Origin of the sequence: Williamsoniiplasma luminosum (assembly GCF_002803985.1) — a bacterium.
Classification (GTDB): domain Bacteria; phylum Bacillota_I; class Bacilli_A; order Mycoplasmatales; family Mycoplasmataceae; genus Williamsoniiplasma; species Williamsoniiplasma luminosum.
This window is the reverse complement of the sequence record NZ_CP024963.1, coordinates 652893-672740: the sequence shown is the minus strand read 5'-3', so window position 1 is coordinate 672740 and position 19848 is coordinate 652893. Positions and strand designations below refer to the sequence as shown.

General features: G+C 26.8%; 13 protein-coding genes. 5 read left to right on the top strand and 8 right to left on the bottom strand.

Translation table 4 applies throughout. From position 1 onward, the window contains the following. Positions 1 to 134: 134 nt before the first annotated feature. The 5 genes from ELUMI_RS02975 to ELUMI_RS02955 all read left to right on the top strand — a co-directional run bounded on the left by ELUMI_RS02975 (position 135) and on the right by ELUMI_RS02955 (position 6844). Positions 135 to 2804: a glucose PTS transporter subunit IIA gene (locus tag ELUMI_RS02975; protein WP_025734248.1), complete on the top strand. Its 2670-nt coding sequence runs from the start codon at positions 135 to 137 to the stop codon at positions 2802 to 2804. 151 nt (positions 2805 to 2955) lie between these two features. Then, positions 2956 to 4041 carry a glucose PTS transporter subunit IIA gene (locus tag ELUMI_RS02970; RefSeq protein ID WP_025734249.1) on the top strand — a complete coding sequence of 362 codons (1086 nt, stop codon included), beginning with the start codon at positions 2956 to 2958 and terminating at the stop codon, positions 4039 to 4041. A 51-nt stretch (positions 4042 to 4092) separates the two neighbouring features. Continuing rightward, positions 4093 to 4707 carry a hypothetical protein gene (locus ELUMI_RS02965; protein WP_100618544.1) on the top strand — a complete coding sequence of 205 codons (615 nt, stop codon included), beginning with the start codon at positions 4093 to 4095 and terminating at the stop codon, positions 4705 to 4707. Continuing rightward, on the top strand, positions 4697 to 5236 hold the full coding sequence (locus tag ELUMI_RS02960; RefSeq protein ID WP_100618543.1) for a DDE-type integrase/transposase/recombinase: 540 nt from the start codon (positions 4697 to 4699) through the stop codon (positions 5234 to 5236). Before ELUMI_RS02965 ends, ELUMI_RS02960 begins: the two co-directional genes overlap by 11 nt. A gap of 27 nt (positions 5237 to 5263) precedes the next feature. Next, positions 5264 to 6844: a PTS transporter subunit EIIC gene (locus ELUMI_RS02955; RefSeq protein WP_156921442.1), complete on the top strand. Its 1581-nt coding sequence runs from the start codon at positions 5264 to 5266 to the stop codon at positions 6842 to 6844. A gap of 74 nt (positions 6845 to 6918) precedes the next feature. On the opposite strand, the gene mtnN is transcribed toward ELUMI_RS02955, so the two are convergent. The 8 genes from mtnN to ELUMI_RS02915 form a co-directional block, all read right to left on the bottom strand. After that, the gene (gene mtnN / locus ELUMI_RS02950; RefSeq protein ID WP_025734834.1) at positions 6919 to 7587 is read right to left on the bottom strand and encodes a 5'-methylthioadenosine/S-adenosylhomocysteine nucleosidase; all 669 of its coding nucleotides are present in this window, start codon (positions 7585 to 7587) and stop codon (positions 6919 to 6921) included. Beyond that, on the bottom strand, positions 7575 to 8234 hold the full coding sequence (locus tag ELUMI_RS02945) for a hypothetical protein (protein WP_198514010.1): 660 nt from the start codon (positions 8232 to 8234) through the stop codon (positions 7575 to 7577). Before ELUMI_RS02945 ends, mtnN begins: the two co-directional genes overlap by 13 nt. A 155-nt stretch (positions 8235 to 8389) precedes the next feature. Further along, positions 8390 to 9502, bottom strand: coding sequence for a nicotinate-nucleotide adenylyltransferase (locus ELUMI_RS02940; protein ID WP_025734832.1), 1113 nt, complete (start codon positions 9500 to 9502; stop codon positions 8390 to 8392). Positions 9503 to 9588: 86 nt separating this feature from the next. After that, positions 9589 to 12327 carry a DUF262 domain-containing protein gene (locus tag ELUMI_RS02935; protein ID WP_025734831.1) on the bottom strand — a complete coding sequence of 913 codons (2739 nt, stop codon included), beginning with the start codon at positions 12325 to 12327 and terminating at the stop codon, positions 9589 to 9591. 2 nt (positions 12328 to 12329) lie between these two features. Then, positions 12330 to 13634: a DNA (cytosine-5-)-methyltransferase gene (dcm, locus tag ELUMI_RS02930; RefSeq protein ID WP_025734830.1), complete on the bottom strand. Its 1305-nt coding sequence runs from the start codon at positions 13632 to 13634 to the stop codon at positions 12330 to 12332. 75 nt (positions 13635 to 13709) lie between these two features. Then, the gene (locus tag ELUMI_RS02925; protein WP_025734690.1) at positions 13710 to 16505 is read right to left on the bottom strand and encodes a DEAD/DEAH box helicase family protein; all 2796 of its coding nucleotides are present in this window, start codon (positions 16503 to 16505) and stop codon (positions 13710 to 13712) included. Between the two features lie 156 nt (positions 16506 to 16661). After that, positions 16662 to 17597 carry a 1-phosphofructokinase family hexose kinase gene (locus tag ELUMI_RS02920; RefSeq protein WP_025734691.1) on the bottom strand — a complete coding sequence of 312 codons (936 nt, stop codon included), beginning with the start codon at positions 17595 to 17597 and terminating at the stop codon, positions 16662 to 16664. Positions 17598 to 17627: 30 nt separating this feature from the next. Further along, on the bottom strand, positions 17628 to 19835 hold the full coding sequence (locus ELUMI_RS02915) for a PTS transporter subunit EIIC (RefSeq protein WP_025734692.1): 2208 nt from the start codon (positions 19833 to 19835) through the stop codon (positions 17628 to 17630). Positions 19836 to 19848 lie beyond the last annotated feature (13 nt).

The window sequence follows — 19848 nt, the reverse complement described above, 5'->3', positions numbered from 1 at the left end:
AGACAAGAAAAGCCAGGAAAAGGCATTTTAAATGAAAACACTATCTGATTTAGAAACTGTTTTTTAATTTATTTGAAGACAAATTTTTATTTTTATTAATCATAAAATAAACGGGAAAGGAAAAAGAAAATTAAATGAAAAAAATACAAATTTATTCTCCAGTTGATGGGGAAATTGATTTAATCGAAAACCTTAATGATGGCATTTTTAGTGAAAAAATGTTGGGTGACGGTTTTTTCATTAAACCAAAAAAGAGTGCATTTTATTCACCGATTGATCATGGAAAAATAGCTTTAATTGCAGATACAAAACATGCTTTCTTTTTTGAAATTGAAGGTGTTAATGTTTTAATGCATATTGGTTTGGACACTGTCGGACTTGATGGTAAACCATTTGATCTAAAAACAAAATTAAATCAAGATGTTGATTTGAAAACTAAAATTGTTGACGTTGATTTAGATATGATTGAAAAATCAGGATTAAGTTCAGTTTGCCCAATTACAATTGATGGTATTGACAAGACTTTTGAATTTAAATTATTAAATCAAAATAAAGCTGTTAAACAAGGTGATTTAATTGGTGAGTTTTTATTAGTTGAAAACCAAGAAAACATTCATGAAATTCAAATGAGTTTCAGAGAATTTTTCCAAGGAGATAATACATATCGGAAAGTTGGAAAACAAATCAATAAAGCAGTTGGTGGTCCTGAAAACTATACAGAAGTATTCAACTGTATGACTAGATTACGTTTTCGAACTATTGACACCAACAAAGTGGATGTTGATGCAATTAAAAAAATTCCACTCGTAAAAGGAATTATTTGAAATGGTAATCAATTACAAATTATTATTGGACAAGATGTATTCAGACTTAAAGATGCAATAATTCTTTTAAATCAGAATGGAAGTGATGAGTTCCTTACAAAGAAACCTCAATCAAAAGGACCTGTTTTTTTTAGATTTTTGTCGATGTTTGGAAACATTATGATGCCGCTAATTCCGGTCTTTATTGGTTTAGGGATGTTTCAAGCTGTTCTTGGAATATTGAGTTATGATGGACTAAATCTAGTTCCAAAGGATATTTTAAATAATAAAATTAGTCCCGATTCTCCAATATATTGAGTTGTTTTATGGGTCATGGGTAGAGCTGCGACATTATTTATTGGAATTTTAATAGCCTATAGTGCTGGTAAATTCTTCGAATTCAATAGACCGATGTCTATTGCTATTGGACTTATTTTATGTGCCCCATTTATGTTTGGAAATGGGGGTCCAACCATGCAAGGGCAACAATGAATATTGGCACAAGGAGATCCTTTAAATACAGGTATTCTGGTTATTGATGGAAATATGGAGCATATGGGTATGGCGCCAATAAATGCCTATGTTATTGCTCCACAAAATACTAAAATTTTCGTAATTATAGCAGCTATTTGATTAGCTAAACAAGTAGATAGTTGAGTTGTTAAATGAATTCCTTCATATATCGAATTGACATTTAGATGAGTATTTGTCGTAGGTTTAGTAACAATTCCAACATTCTTTGTTTTTGGACCAATATGATTTTATATTGAAAAAGTTTTAGGAATTGGAATTCATTATATTTCTAAAGCACCAATAGGTCTTGGGGTTGGTTTCCTTTTTGGGATTCAAATGTTCTTTGTTTTATTTGGGGCACATGTTGTTCTGATGACAATTTATTCAATAGATACAATGACACATCAAGGATTTTCAACATTCCAAGAAGTTGGTAATCTATCAGTTTGAGCACAATGAGGAGCAACTCTTGGTGTGGCAATTGTAACTCGAAATGCGGCGACCCGACGCGATGCGATAAGTACCGCGATCCCGGCAATATTTGGTGTTGCCGAACCACTATTGTTTGCGGTGAATTTACCAAAAAGACGACCATTATATGCCGGGGCATTAGCTTCTTTTGTAGTTGGTATTATGGCTAGTCTGTTAGGTGTTACAGCAAGGGTTACTACCGGAATCGGAATATTAGGAATTGTTGGTTACTTTTCTAATTCATCCGGATTTGGATTCGATGGTGTAACGCTTGGATATTTACCAGGTTGATTAAATGGATTATATATGTTACTTTGTTGAATAGCTGCTGCTGGTTTAGCAATGGGATTAACCATGTTAATGTACAGAGAAAGAACTTCAGAAAAAAAACAATTAATCAAAAACGATAAATTATTTGTTAAATATTTATTAACTAAAAAATACATTAATGAACAACAAGCACAAGATTTATTAAAAAATTTAGTTTCAATTTCTGCTTTAATTTCAAAAGAAGATGCAAGCAAAATAAAAAGTATTGAAAAACAATATCAAAAAATTGCTAAAGTACAAGATAATCTCGCACATGTTGAAACACAATTGATTTTATATAAAGACAAATTTATTTTAAAAGGCAAAAAATTAATGCAAAAGGGTAAAGATAAACAAGCAGAACTATTATATGGAAAATACGATGTGAAACCTTTTGAAGAAAAAATAGCAAAATTGAAAATCGAACTTAAAAAAATAAGTAGCGAAGTTGATGATCGTTTTGTTTATGACTTTCAAAATAACTTAAAAGATAAATATTTAAAAATAGTAAATGGAATGAAAAAACTTAATGAGATGGAAAAAGATAAAATCAGTAGAAAATATAATAGTATTTTAAATTCATTAAGAATTGCTTATCGCTTAGATGAATTTGATGAAGCTGAAATAAATTTTGCCAAAGAAATTAGTGAAATGGAAAAAGCAAATAAGTTAGAATTAAAGAATCAAAAAATTCAAGTTCGTACATAAGTTTTAATAAAAAAAATAAACAAAAAATAATCTTTAAAGAGATAAATTAAAATTACCACTTTCATAAAATGAAAGTGGTATTTAATTTTTTGGTTTGTTTTGGAATTTAAATATCTCTGTTTTAAGATTGAGAGGAAAGGAAAAAAATAAAATGAAAAAAATTAAAATTTATGCTCCAGTTGATGGAGAAATTGATTTAATCGAAAACCTTCATGATGGCATTTTTAGTGAAAAAATGTTGGGTGATGGTTTTTTTATTAAACCAAAAAATAATGAATTTTATTCACCAATTGATCAAGGTACAATAGCTCTAATTGCAGACACAAAACATGCTTTCTTTTTTGAAGTTGAAGGTGTAAATATTTTAATGCATATTGGTTTAGACACTGTTGGACTTGGCGGTAAACCTTTTGATGTAAAGACAAAAATTAATCAAGACATTTCTTTAAAAACCAAAATTGTTAATGCTGATTTAGATATGATCGAAAAATCAGGATTAAGCACAGTTTGTCCAATTACGATTGATGGAATTGGTAAAGATTTTGAATTTAAATTATTAAATCAAAATAAAACTGTTAAGCAAGGGGATTTGATTGGTGAGTTTTCGTTAATTAAAAACGCAGCAAAACAAAAAATAAAACCAAACTTTTTGGAATTTTTTGAAGGCGATAATACTTATCGCCGAATCGGTAAGAAACTTAACAAACTAGTTGGCGGACCTGCTAATTATGAAGAAGTTTTCAACTGTATAACAAGATTGCGTTTTAGAATCATTGATGTTGATAAAGTTGATGTTGATGCAATCAGAAAAGTTGAACTAGTAAAAGGGATAGTTTGAAATGGTAAACAAATTCAAATTATCATCGGTCAAGATGTTTATAAGGTTAAAGATCAAATCGTGATTTTAAACCAGGAAAAAGAAGGGGATTTCACTACCAAACATAATGTTAAAGTCCCAATTTTTTACCGATTTTTAGGAATGTTTGGAAATATTATGGTTCCTTTAATTCCTGTTTTAATTGGAATGGGATTGTTTCAAGCAATTTTAGGAATCTTGAGTTATGACGGGATTGGTTTAGTTCCAAAAGATATTTTAAATAATATCATAACCCCTGACTCTCCAATCCTTTGGGTTATTTTATGAGTGATGGGTAAATCAGCATTCATGTTTTTTGGAATTTTTATTGCATATTCTGCTGGTAAATATTTCGATTTTAATAGACCGATGTCGGTGTAAACACGGAAAAAATAATTCTACACATTCAAAAAAGAAAGTGTGGAATTTTTTATGCCAAAACAACTAACTAAAGAACAATGAATTAATGTTATAGAAATCTATAAAGAACAAGGGATGAACGATGCTGTAAAGTGATACTTAAAGATAAGGAAACACAACCCAACTTTAAGAGAACTTAGACGTTGAATTAGAAAAAAAGCAAAATTATTAGATAATTTAGGTATGGAAACATTTAAAAGCAAAAAAGGTTCAGGAAGACCAAACAAAAGAGACGACTCTGATATTCCCCAAATTATTAATGATTTAACAGAAGAACAAAAAAATGAAATTCTTGAACATTGAATCAAAGAACAACGAAACAAAAAAGAAAAGGAAAATTTAAACACATTTGACACGCTATCTAAACCACTAAAAGCCAAAATTTTAGGCATGCATAGAACAACAATGTACAAAAAAGCAGTTGTTAGAAAATATAAGTTTGACTATTTAAGAAAGAAAGTTACGGACATTTTCAAGAAGAACAATAAAATTTTAGGCAGCAAAAGAATAACAGTCGAATTAGCGGAAGAAGGTATCATTATTGACGAAAGAACCCTTAGAAACTACATGGTTAGATGAAATTTAGTTTGCTTAACAAGGCAAAAAAAGAAAAAAAATGGAAAATAAAAATACTGATGTTAAATTTGAGGATCTTGTAAGAAGAAACTTTAATCCTGAAGAAGACAACATAATAGCAACTGATGTTAGCTATATTCCTGCTGATGCAGCTGAAAATTTTGCTTATTTATCGATTGCTATTAGTCATAAAACTAAAATGATTGAATCATGAAAATTATCTCAATCAAATAACGTCCAACTCGTTTTAGATACAATTGATGGTTTAAAAAGAAAAAACTTTATCTTTCATTCTGATCATGGTTTTCAATATTCTAGTTATAAAGTTCTTGATAGATTAAAAACTATTAATGCCAAAACCTCGATGGGAAGGGTTGGGAATTCATTAGATAACCGAGAAGCTGAATATTTCTTTGGTTGTTTAAAAGGAGAATATTTAAATCAGCTAGCTACTACAAAAATGAAATTTGATGAAATTTATAAGTGTATATCAGAATATATAGAGTGATATAATTTTAAAAGAAAACAAAAAGTATTGAATTGAAAAACGCCAGCTTCCGCTAGCGCTATTAATTCTTAAATTGTAGAATTTATTTTTCCGTGTTTAGTGGCTATTGGTGTTATTTTGTGTGCACCATTCATGTTTGGAAATGGGGGAGCTGGTATGCAAGGACAACAATGAATATTAGCCCAAGGAGAACAATTAAACACTGGAATTATCGTGATTGATGGTAGTTCGATGGTTGGTATTCCACCATTAAATGCATATATTATTACTCCTCAAAATACTAAAATATTTGTCATTATTGCTTCAATTTTTTTAGCTAAAAAAATTGATAATTGAATTATCACTTGAATCCCTGCACAAATAGAATTAACATTCAGATGATTTCTTGTGATTGGTTTAACAACATTACCTGCTTTCTTTGTTTTTGGGCCAATCTGATTTTATCTTGAAAAAATTATCGGAATCGGAGTTCACTTCTTAACTAAAATCCCTGGAGGGATTGGAGTTGGAATTAGTGGAGCAATTATCCAAATTGCTGTATTATTCGGGGCTCATGTGCCGCTTGGTTTCATTTTTGGAATTGACGCAATGGTACACCAAGGATTTGGAAGTTTTACATTTGTCACTGATGTCGGAGCTTGAGGGCAATTTGGAGCCTTAATTGGAGTTTGATTAATTACTAAAAACGCGACAACAAAACGTGATGCGGCTAACTATTCCATTGCTGCAATTTTTGGAATTAGTGAACCGATGTTGTTCGGGGTTAACTTACCAAAAAGATGACCGTTGCTTGCTGGAGCCACTGCTGCGTTTTTTGCTGGTGTTTTAGCTGGACTACTTGGAGTGACTGGAAGAATTAATTCTGGGGTCGGAATTTTCTTATTGATCGGATTCTTTTCTAATTCTTCTGGAAATGGTTTTGATGCTGTAACACTTGGATATTTACCTGGATGACAAAATGGATTATATATGTTGTTATGTGTTGGGGTTTCTATTGGTTTAGGAATTCTGTTCACAATGTTCCTTTATAAAGAAAGAGTTTCAGAAAAAAGACAATTAATTAAAAATGATAAATTATTTGTTAAATATTTATTAACTAAAAAATACATTAATGAACAACAAGCACAAGACTTATTAAACAATTTAATTTCAATTTCGACTTTAATTTCAAAAGAAGATGGCAAAAAAATTAAAGACATTGAAAAACAATATCAAAGAATTGCTAAAGTTCAAGATAAAATTTCTCACACTGAAACGCAATTAATTTTATACAAAGATAAATTTATTTTAAAAGGTAAAAAATTATTAAAAAGAGGTAAAAAACCTCAAGCAGAATTATTATATGAAAAATATGATACAAAAGCATTCGAAGATAAAATTGCTAAATTTAAAATCGAACTAGAAAAATTAAAAGGTGAAATTGATGATCAATTCATTTATGATTTCCAAAATCATTTAAAAGATAAATATTTAAAAATTGTTAATGAAATGCCAGAACTTAATGAAGTTGAAAAAGATAAAATTACTAGAAGATATCAAAGTATTTTAAATTCATTAAGAATCACTTATCGTTTAGATGAATTTGATGATGCTGAAATTAATTTTGCTAAAGAAATTGGGAAAATGAAAAAAGCCAATAAGTTAGAATTAAAAACTAAAAAAGTTCAAGTTCATACTTAGAATTTCAAAAAAATAATTAACTAAAACAAAAGAGTCTCGTGAAGACTCTTTTGTTTTGAAATAAATATAATAAATTAAACTAAATCATTAATCTTTTTAGCAGCTTGAGGTAAAAAGTCATCAAATTCTAAAGTTGATTTATGATCACTTGCCACTAGATCGCTAATGATCTTCACACCAACAAAAGGAATGTTAAATAAATGCGCAACTTGCATGTAAGCGGCTATTTCCATTTCAACAATTTGAGCATTAAATGGTAATCGACCAATTACATTATCAACAATGCTTTTATTATCAACAAAAACATCCATTGTCGCTGCATTAACAATTTTAAACTCTTGATTCATTTGCTTAAATTTATTAATTCTTTGATCAATTAAATTTTTATCACTTTCAAAATAGACTGGCATTTTTGGAACTTGTCCATGTTGATAACCAAAACTTGTCACGTTTGTTGTTGGATAACTGGCCTTGTCAACAATGACAACATCACCTTGTTTTAAACTAGTGCAGATGGCACCAGATGTCCCGATATTAATGATTTGTTCAACATGATTATATTTAGTTAATAAATAACTTAAACAAGCACTAGCATTGACGGTTCCAATTCCAGACACACAAACAACAAGTTTGTTATCTTCGGTTTTAAATTCTTGAAAAACGGAATTTAAAACCGGAATAAGTTTGCGTGAATTAATAATAACCTCTAATTCTTCAAACATTGCTCCAATTATAATTTTCATTTATTTTTTCCTTGTTTTCTTGTTTGTTCTAAGATAAAGTTTGTAAATCCTATATACAATTCTATTCATGATTCCATTTCTGAAACATCTTTTTGAAAAGATGGATTAATATGAAATAAATCATTTTTTTTATCAAATTCTTTGAAAAAATCTACTTCATTTTTTTTATTTATAAACTTATTTTTATTTGGTATTTTAACAACACCACTCTCTCATTTGGCAGCTTTATTATTAATAATAATTGCAACTATTTCTGAAATTAAATAGAATAAAAAATTAAAAGATCAGAAAGTCATTTCAATTTCCAAACTTGTTTTAAATTCAATTTTACTTCGAAGAAAAATAAAAATAAAACCTACAAAACCCGAAATAACCAATATAGAACACACCCTATAATATGGTGATATTCATTTTCTAAAAGAAAATCAAACTTGATGTTCTCTAACTCACTTTTCAAAAATTGTTCAACTAAATATTTCTACAAACGATTGAAATAAATTAAATTCATTAATTTTGTCTTCAAGTTCTTTGATGTTAATTTTTTTGAATTTTTGAGTTTTATTTTTAATTAATTTCTTGGCTTGTTTTTTTCAAATTGATTTTATTTCAAATGAATAATCGGCCTTTTTTTTACAAAAAAAATCCATGTTAATTTTTTTTGTAAATTCCTCTCTGGTTTTATCATCGAGTCAATATCAATTTGTGTATCCGAGTTTTAGAAGAAAATATATTATATAAAGAATAACAGGCCCTAAAAATACCGCCGCTTCTATTCCTATTAGTTCTAAAACTGTAAATGACATTAATCCTTCTCTCCTTTAACAAAATAATTATAAGTATTGGTTAATAATAAACCAATACTATTTGGTCCATGTTTTTTAATTGCTTGTTCATATTGCATTTTAACTAGTGCGATAAATCCTTGTTCAATATCTTCAAAACATAGTTTACGCATTGTTTCAACTTCATCATAGTCGCGTTCCAGACTAATTTTATCAGCACAAAAAACAATTTTATCTAATAAACTCATATCAATTGAACCAACTGTATGATTAAAAACAGCTTGAAGAATTTCTTGATCTTTAATTAATCAATCTTTTTCTAAATGCAACATCCCAGTAAAAGAATGCCAAATCGGAAATGGTTCTTCAATTAAAAATGGTAGATAATGTTCTAAATATCATAAGTTCTTTTCTCTTGTTCAACATTTTGCAATATCATGCAATGTTCCAGCAACCAACGCTTTATTTTCATCAGCTCCTCATTTAACAGCAAGTTTTTGCGCCATTTTACCAACATTAATTGAATGTTGGTAACGTGCTTCATCCATTTGACCACCCATGCGTTCTGGTAAATATAAAAGATGGAAATTAATATATTCGTTAATTTTTGGAATTTGCTTATTTAAGTTTTTCAACTGACGAATATCAGTTGAACTTAAAAAGTTATTATTAAATGTAAAAGTTTCTAAAGCATATTTTTTTACTATTTCTTGGTTAAAGTTTTTTTCATCGCGTAAAAAAACTTTAAACGGCATGATTTTAATTAATTGATTGAAGTTACTTCATTGTTCAAAAGTATCTAATTGATCACTACCCATAATAAAAGCAAAATCATTATCAGGATAATGCTTAATAATATAACTTAAAGTTTCAAAAGTACTAGTTGGACGATTATTCGAAATTTCATATTGATTAATTCGAATAAAATCATATTTTTCTTCAACAATTCGCAACATTGCTAAACGGTCTTTAATGGATGATAATTGGGCTTTTTTAAACGGATTTAAATAAGCTGGAATAAACCAAACTTCTTCAAAACCTAATTTTTCATAACATGTTTTAGCAATATTGACATGATCGGTGTGGATTGGGTCAAAACTGCCGCCAAATAGGGCGATTTTCTTTTTATTCATGTAATTATTTTACATTATATTAAATAATAACCTCAACATAATAAAATATTAATCTATGATGATTAACAATTCCTTAATTTATAAATTTAAATACTATAAATTTCTAACAATATTTTAACTATTTGTTCTGTTCTTTCTTTTATATCTTTAAAGTTGAATTCATCCTTTTTAGAAAGATCCATTAATTCTAAATTATTGTTTTTGAAACCTTTATATTGATAATAATCTTTAATGTTCGGATCTGTTTTGTAACTTTTATTTTTTTCTTGAAAAATTTTGTTTTGGGCTTTACTATTTGGACTTCCGTTAATTAACAATTCATTACCAATGGTTTCTAAAAGTTCGTTGTGCTTTTGAATAACAACTGATTCATCATTTGTGTTCAAACCTTTCATTAACATTTTTTTTCATTCTTCAGTTAAAGTTTGAGGTACAATATGTTCTCTAGTTCCTTCAGAAATTTTAAACCATTCGTAATTTGAATCGATATCTAGTGAGAAATCATTAGATATTCAAAAATTAATTCTTCTTAATAAGTTTTTAAAGGTTTTATCATAGATTTTTAATTTTAAGTTGGTAATGAATTCTTCATTTGAAGGAGTTGTAAGTTTTCCCATAATTTCACTAGAATTAAATTGTTTTTTTAAAAATTCAGCAGTGACATTAGAGTTTCCAATTAGTTTTTCAAATATTTTTTTCATTGTTTGTGTTAAAGATTGCCCTCGATATAAAATTACTTGAAATCTATTTTCATAATTTTCAATAACGAATATTTTTTTTCTTAATTCATTATGATTTATAAGTTCTCCATCATTATTTATATGTTTTTGTACCAAAAACATAAGCAAAGGTGTATAGATACTTCTTTTTTCTAAATTTATAAGAATATCACTTAAAACATATGTTGAATTATCTTGGTTTTGATAAATTTTTTTATCAGTAACACTTCTGAAAAGAATAATATGCTTATTTAAAAAATTTATTAATTCAATATATTGTTCATTTGTCATTTTCTCATTTTTTTTATTTTTGAATTTGCCAATTTCTTTTAAAATAATCTCTTTAAAGACTGTGTATAGTTCATCTTTGTTATTTGAAACATTTTGAATATTTTTATATATTTCATCGTTTTCTTCTAAATAGTATTGATAATAATTTACAAATGCAGCTATAAAATTATTAATTTGAGCAGAATCTAATTTTTTGTTGTTTTTAAAATTTTCTAAAATCTTGGAATTAAATATTGAATTAATATTTGCTTCATGTCCAGCTTCTAATATTTCATCTTCAATGTTCATCATAATGATGTTTTTAATTAATTCAATTGTTTCTAATTCAACTTTTTTAGTATTCATATTTTCAAAAATTTCAAATTCATTGTTTGAGCTATCGACAGTTATTGTGAAAATTACTTTTGTTAAAAGAAATTCGGTTAAATCAAATAATTCTTGATCAGATAAAATTTCTGAATTAATTTTTTTGTCTTTTATATACCAAAAATTTTCCCAAATTAGAGAGTGAGGGTTTTTTACATCTTTTCCTGCTAAAAGTTCTTTGAATGCCTCTTCATCTGGATTATTCGTAACCCTTAAAAACCTCTTTTCAATAAGATTTTCGTGATTTTTATTAGATAATAAATCTTTTAAAAAAGGATCTGGTACAATGTCCCTATCTAAAGCTTCATCATAAAGAGATTTCAAAATTATTATTAATGAAGTAAGTCTTTGTTGTCCATCAACAATTTTTAAAATATTATGATCAATTTCTTGTTTATTAGGTCTATTAACCAAGAGAGTACCCATGTAATGAATTTCATTACCTTTTTCACAATTTGTAGCCTTTAAGATATCATCAAAAAGTTTTTCAATCATTTTTTTATTCCATTTATAATCCCTTTGATAAATGGGTATTTTAAATGTGAGTCCGTTGTTTTTTATATTATGCATAAGTTCACCAAATGTTTTTATTTCAGATTTCATTGGTTTATTTTTTTGCTTTGATTCATTTACTATTTTATCTTCTAATTCTAAAACACTTTGGTATTTATGCTCATCATCATCACTTTTAGTTTTTCTATTCATTTTTGTACTTGAATTAGTTAATCTATTAAATTTTTCTCTTGAACCAAATGAAAATTTAATAGCCAATTCTTCAATCTTTTCTTTTTCTTCGATAGACAAATTATTATAATTAATTATATTATTAAAATATTTATAGAACTTGTTTGCATCCGTTTCTTTTTCAATGTCTATTAATTTGGCAAATTTTTTCATCGATAGGTTATGTATTTCTTTTAACAAACATATAAAAAATGAATTATAAAAAACAATATCTCTAAAACTTTTAAAAAAACTAATTTTTGCTTCTTCTTCATTTGAATCATAATCAGTATTAGTGTTTAATTCACTATTTTTAGCAGATTCTAAATAATCATCAAATTGGTCTGTCATCTCTTTGCTTAATAAATAGTTTTTCACTAATTCATCATTTGGGATTTCAGCAAAATATAAATTTGTTCTAAATTCAACATTCCCATCTAAAATCATTCGATAATCAGAAATATAATTATTTTTATTAAAATCAACAACTTCTAAAACTCCCAAAGCAATTAAAGAAATTATATTTTGACGAAGTTTTGATCAAGACCAAGTTGCAATATATTGTTTTGCTCCAGCATTTGGGTCATTGTATTTAAAAAGATATTTATCTTTACTATCATTTATGATCACAAAAGAAAAATTTTTCAAAAAGGGAAATACTTCCTCTTGTCACTCATTAATTATAGATGCTACATTTGTACCTATTTTTCAAATTTCTAAATTCATAATTATTCTCCTAATTCATTCATGTGGTTAAAAATTCCCACCAATACATTTACAGCAATAGAATTACCTGCTTGTCTTAACAAAATATCTTTTTTGTTAAAATTTTTCAAAACATTTTCAAAGTCTTTTTCTTCAAAACCCATGAACATATAACATTCTCTTGGTGTTAAAAATCGATATTTCGATTTATTGATTAAACCAATTTGATTTATTTGTTTTTCTAAATCAGAACCTTTTATATCAATAACTCCAGCATTTGGATTTCTGTCTTGTTTTGTTGTAATGGTTCTACAATTGGGTAAAAAACCCGCTTCATCTCTTCTAACTTTTGTTTTAATCTTTTTTTCTTGATTAGAACAAAATAATTTTGGGTTTTCTTCATACATCCTTCTTCTAGATGGAGTGTCATTGGGAACTGATGACATAAATTCCTTAATTTGTTCTTGATTCAATTCTTTATAATCAACTTTTATAATTTCATTTATTTTTTTAGTTATCTCAAAAAGATCAGAAACAGAATTTGGCACATTTTCACTTTCTACAACTTCTTTTATTGTAGAAAGTGTATCTTTGAAATTATCTCCAGCTTTTAAAACACTTAAAGCAAAAACTCTTGTTCTTTTTTGTGGCGTGCCGAAATCTTCAGCGTTCAATAAATATGTTTGAGTGTTGTAACCTAGTTTTTTTAAAAATTTAAGTCAAACTTTATAATCTTCAATATGTTTAGAAGAAAGCATATTCCTAACATTTTCTAACAATAAAAATTTAGGTAATTCACCATTTGTTTTAAGTTCTTTTAAAATTCTTTCAATTTCTCAAAGTAGACCAGACCTAGTGCCTGAATCTTTACTCATACCTCTATTTCCACCATGAAAACTTCCAGCTGTTGATAAATCTTGGCAAGGAAATGAATATGTTAACAAATCAAAACCTTTAGTTTTTTGATACAGTTCCTGACCATTAATTTTTGTAATATCAGATAAGTTGTTATTTAATTTTAATGATGAATATAACACTTCTTTATTCTCTCGACTTAATTTTTTAATTGATTCAAATTTGGCTGGTGTTTTTGAATCTAAAGAGAGAGTGAAGGTTTTTAAAAAATTATGAATTTCTTGATCAGATAAATTTTTTGCAATGTTTTGATTATGATTATGAATTGCATGATAAGAAATATTGGCTCAAACATCCCATTCACTAGTAGCAACAATTTCATAATCCATTATCTTTTTTTGTTTTAAAATTTCTAATGCTTTATGTTGTGCTCCAATACCTGCAAATGTTTCAAAAACTCTAATTTTTTCCATATTTTATCTAACCCTTCGCATATAAAAAGGTTATCTTTTTTTTTTTTTTTTTCAAGAGCCAAAAAATAAAAAAGCCTATAAAGGCTTGATTTTGAATTGAAATTGGATTTTTTTGATTCCATTTTCAGTTTTTATCTCATTTTTTTGCAAAATGTGATCTACGAGTCCGATAAAAGTTCCGTACTTTTTAGTGTTAAATTTTTCTATTATTTTATTGCTTTTGTAAATAATATATACTGGGAGATTATTGTTTAATATTGCCAGTAAATCTTTAGATTTTTGATTATCTAAGGATCACCCATCAGGAGAATCCCAATGAAGAATATTTTCATTTTCATCAAAATAATTTTTATGACCAAATTTAGAATTTTGTGTATTTTCTCCTGCATTAATAAATATTTTATTAGATATTTCTTGAACACCTTTCATAATTGTTTTAGCCTCAATCGTTCCATTTTTAGAATAATCATTCATGATAACTTGCATTTGAAATTGAGATAAAATCATTTTATTAAAGTCATTAAGTTCATTAGGAATCAAAACTTCATTATTTAACTTAAATGTTAAAAGATATTCAAGTTCTCTTAACAATTCTGTTTTAGAAAAAATTGTTTCCAGTGCTCGAGTTAAATTTGGTTTATATTTATTAACTGTGGTTCTGTTAGTATAAAAATAAGATATAAATAATTCTTCTAAAAAAGGATCAACTTTATTTTCTGTTTTTATAATTTTTAAAAATTCTTCAATTATTTTCTGATGATTTAAAGTCGAAAAATTCATTAATATGTCTTTGTCTTTCGAACCTATTTCCAAATTTTCTTGATTGCTAATTAAATTTTCTTGATTTAATTTTTGGTAAAATTCGTATGTTTCTAGCTGACTATTAAAGAAGAATTCTTCATACTCATCATACGTATTAATTTTTTCAAAATAACTATCAAATAATGAATCAAATGCATTAAATTTGGCATATTCTTTTAATTTATCAATTATTATTTTTTTATTCATTGGATTAAAATGAACAATTGAATTTCCTGGCATTCATTTTTCCCTTGTATTAAATTCATTATCTTTAATGCTAGAAATAATTTGAGTTGTGTTTTTAATGTTATCACCCATTAATAGTTTAGTTAATCAAAATGGATGATATTTTTTATTAACTTTTAGATCTACATTATTTACAAAATCATAAACTGATAAAACCTTATTTTCTTGTTTTCTAAGACCACGACCAAATTGTTGAATATAAATCAAAAAAGACGAAGTTGGTCTTAAGAATAAAATATTGTTAATTTCAGGAATATCAATTCCTTCATTAAAAATGTCAACAACGCAAAGAAAATTTATGTTTCCTTTTTTAAAATTTTCTAAAATTTCTTTTCTTTCTTTATCATTACTATTAGAAGTTAGCGCTTTTGATTTAAGATTTTGTGTCTCTAAAAAATCTGATGTGTTTTGGGCATGCTCAATATTTACACAAAATAATATAGCCTTAACATCATCATCTTCATATGGGATAATTTTTTCATTAATAGTTTTTAAAATTAATTCATGTCTGTTTTTGGTGTTTAATTGTTTTGCTAATTTAGTTAAATCTTTATTAATATCTAAACCAGTTAAAACAGTAGAAGTATCATCAACAAAGAAATAATCAAAATCTGATAAATGGCCCGAATCTATAGCTTCGTGCAAAGACATATTAAAAAGAATTTGATTATCAAAGTATGAAGCTATATTAACGCCATCGGTTCTTTCTGGAGTAGCAGTCAAACCAATTATATGTTTTGTGTTTTTATCTATTTTAGAAATAACATCTTTTAATCCAGAAGCTTCTGAATGGTGAACTTCATCAATAATAACTAAATCAAAATGCTGATTAACTAGTCATTCTTGATTAAAAAGAGCTGATTGGTATGATGAAAAGATGAAAGCTTCATTTTTATAATTATTACTTTGATTTAAACTATTGAAAAATTTAAATATATCATCGTTTTGAATTTCGCTAAATGTATTTTTTAAACTTATTATTGCTTGTTCCAAAATTTCATTTTTTGGTGCTAAATATAAAACTTTAGGTAAATCGTGATTTTTATGAACATCAGGATTCTCATAATATTGTTTAACAAAAGACATAATTGTAAACGTTTTGCCAGTTCCCGTTGCCATTACCAACAGATGTTTTTTATTTCCATTATTTATATTTTCAAAAATTTTATTAATTGCAACTTTTTGGTATTCAAAAAGTTGCATAGGTTCATTTTTGGTAACAATGGAATGAAAATCTGTATCTTTCAAATCAGGTTTAATAAATTGGTTTTTAAATCTTTCCATTTTACTTTCAACAATATTTAGCATATCTTGATTTGTAATATTAAAAAAATGAAGATCATCTTCTCAAAGCATGTCAAAATAATTATTAATTTTTTCAAATAATCTAGGATTAAAATTTGAATCAACTCTAACACTAGACTCTTTCCCGGTTTTTAATCCTTTATCTGTCATATTTGATGATCCGACAAAAGCAGAAGAATTATTATTTTCACTTTTTACAAAAATAATATTTTTAGAATGTAATCTTTCCATATTTAACAAATAAGAGTTTTCAATTATAATTTCAACTTTTTTATTTTGTTTTTTAAAAGTTTTAAGCGCATGTAAGTCCAAAAATTTAGATGTTCCATCAAATGTTGTAGTAATAATTTTAAAAGTTTTTAAAGCTTTGGCTTCATCGATTATTTCCTGCATAAATTTAATTCCTTTTTTAGAAATAAATGGTGAGATAATCTTAATTTCTTCGACATTATTATTTTCTTTTTTAATATATGCTTCTAATTTTTTAAAAATAAATTCATTTTGTTTAACAGTATTCATATAAACAGTTTAACAGATAAAAACGAAAAAATAATTGTTAAAAAACTCGATTTTTACTACAAAAAATAAAACAAAATCTCTATTTTATTAAAAGTTAAAAATGAAAGCATTACTTTTGTAGGTTGGTCGCCTCGTAAGTCATGCTTTCATTTTTTGCTATAAATTTGTAACTTTAATATCTTCGATGGGTACAGTAAGTTCATTAATTAATTCTATTGATGCAATTTTATTCGAATAAGCTGTTGCACTTCCGCAAATAATCGATTTCTTTAAAGCTTGGGTGTAGTCATTCGTTTTTATAAATTCACTGATAAAACCACCCAACATGCTATCCCCGGCTCCAGCAACATTAACGGTTTGTTTATTTCAATTACCAATTGGACATTTTAAAATTTGATTTTTATTTATAAAAATCCCTCCATCACTGCCCATTGAAATTAAAATATTTTGAGCGCCTTTTTTTAATAATGATTGTGCTGCTTGAATTATTTCTTTTTCATTTGATATTTGCATTTTCGTTGTAAAAGCCAATTCTTCAAGATTGGGTTTTATTAAAAAAGGTTTTTTATCTATGCACAAATTTAACGATTCGCCAAAAGCATCAATAACACAATGTCCTTTTAAGGAATTAGTAAGTTCGACAATCTCTGAATAAATATTAGACATATTTGATGGAACACTACCAGTAGCAATTACATAATCACCTTCTTGAAGATTATTTTTCAAATATTCTTTCATTTTATTAATTTCGATTTGATTAATACTTGGAGCCTGAACACTACATTCGGTTTGTTGAGCATCAATTAGTTTTAAATTAATTCTAATATCTCCTTCTGATTTAAATTTTTTATATTTAATGTTGATTTTGTCTAAATTAGTATAAAAATAATTTTCAAAATCACCATTAGAAAAAATGATTGATTCATTTTTTACATTTAAATTATTTAAAATCATCGAAACATGAATTCCTTTACCAGCTGGGTACATTTCTGTAAAATAAGGTCTATTTGTTTTATCTTTAATTAGTTCATCAAATTTTAAAATGTAATCAATTGCAGGACTTAACGAAATTACGTATATATTATTTGCCATATTTGAATTTTTTCTTTCTATGTTTATATTTTACTTTTGATTTAATGCAACTTTTGGATTAATTAATTTTTCGGAAATTTCTAACTTGTGAATATCATTAAAATATAATGCTTTAAATTTTGAAAGATCTTTATTTTTAATTAATTCAACTTTTTCAACTTGTTTTTCAAAATTTTGATAATACTTTTCAGTGATTTCGCTTAGATATAAACGACTATTTTCAATATCTGTTGTTATTGTTTTAATTTTTGTTTCTAAGTTTTGAATTTTATCTAATTGAGAGTCTTTATTTTTAAAGGAATTAACTACTATTGATTTATTTGCTTCATTAGAATTTATCAACTTTTGGTTTTTGTTAAATGATTTTGCATCATGATCTTCTTGTTTTTCTAAAAGTTTTTTTAATTTGAATTCTAAATTATTTTTGACAACCAGTTTAGATTTTCCATATTTTTTTAATTCTGTTTTTAGAATTTTTAGGTTTTTCAATTCAGCTTGAATGTCTAAATATATTTGATTTAAATTCGATTGATCTTCTGATTGAATCAATTTCGCTTTTTGAATAATTTCATTAATTAACTTTTTATCCAAATTTTTATTCTGAAGATTGTCAATGAATTGATTTATTTTATTTGTTAATTCTTGGTCATATTTTTCTAAGATAATTTTTAAAAATTCTAATCTTTTAATTGCTTCTTCATAATTTTTGTTGTTTTTTAGATGTTTAAGTAAATGAATCAATTCATTCGCATTAAAGTCAATTTTGCTTTTTAAGAATTCTTCTTTAGCAAATGATCTAGTAGTAATTGTTGCTAAGGTTTTTTCATTTTTTTCTTCTTTTCACAAAAGGACTGTTAAAATTATTCCCAAAGCAAATGCTGATAAATCAATGATAATAGCATAAACTAGTTTATCAGTATATGCTAGGAAACCAACGATTCCTCCTAGTCCGGCTAGATTATTTAAACCAACACCAAAAATTCCAATCGCTCAAGCACCGATTCCCCCAGCTAATACTCCAGTTATAAATGGAATTAATCTTGGTAAATTAACAGCATAAATACATGATTCAGTTGGACCCGAAATAATTCCAGGAACAGCAGCTGCAACTGCAGCAGACTTATCAGTTGCTTTACGGCTTCGTAATGCAACTCCAATGGTTGCCCCCATTTGTGCTCAAGCTGCAGCAAAAGCTGCTGCTAAAAATATTGATGGGTTAGCACCAGGTTGACCTAAAGCAGTTACGGCGGCAAAGAATAAAATATTATGTACACCCAACACAACCAATGGTTGTCAAGTTAAACCAACAATTAAAGCTCCAATTCCGAATGGCAAGCCCATAAATCAATTAAATGCAGTTAATAGGGATGATTCAACAACTCCCATCACAGGTCCGAATACAAAGAATGCTAACAACCCTCCTATGAATAATGATAGAAATGGATTTAATAAAAAATTAACTGTTGAATTAAGATATTTTTCCATTATTTTTTGAAAATAAGCAATAACAACCCCAATTAAAATGAAGGCTAAAATTGTTGAATGGAACGGTTTTAAAATAATTTCTCAATTACCTAGTTCAAATAATTTAATTCCATCAATTGGAATAATTGGAGAGACCATTATTAGCCCCAAAGCGATGGCGATTGGTGTTTTTCCACCTAAATATCTAACTGTTGATCACAAAGCGATTACACCCATCATTTTAAAGCCTGTACTCGCTATTATGTTAAGAACTAAATCAAAAACATTATAATCTTTACCTAGAACGGCATCTTTAATTGTTGAATCAGATCCTAATCCGGATCTAATTAATAATTGTTGAAAGGCCATTAATAGACCAACCCCAATTAAAAATGGGATTAAGGGTCCAAAAATCGCTGATATAGATTTAATAAATCTTTTGTATCATGCTACATTTTGTTTTATGTTTTTGTTCTCATAATGAATTTCAAATTCGTTCAAATTCTTCTTTGGGGTTTTTGCAATTTCTTTTTTAAATATTTCCGTAACTATTGATACATCTGGTCCAATTATGAGTTGTAACTCACCATTAGACCATAATGCACCTTTTAAATTAGTGATTGTTTTTAATTCTTCGACGACTGGAATGTTAGGATCGTGTAATGCCAAACGCATTCTAGTCGCACAATGATAAACATCTTTAACATTATTAAATCCACCAATTTTTTCTAAGATATTATGAACAAGCAATTCATGCTTATTATGTTTATTCATAGAATTTCTCCTT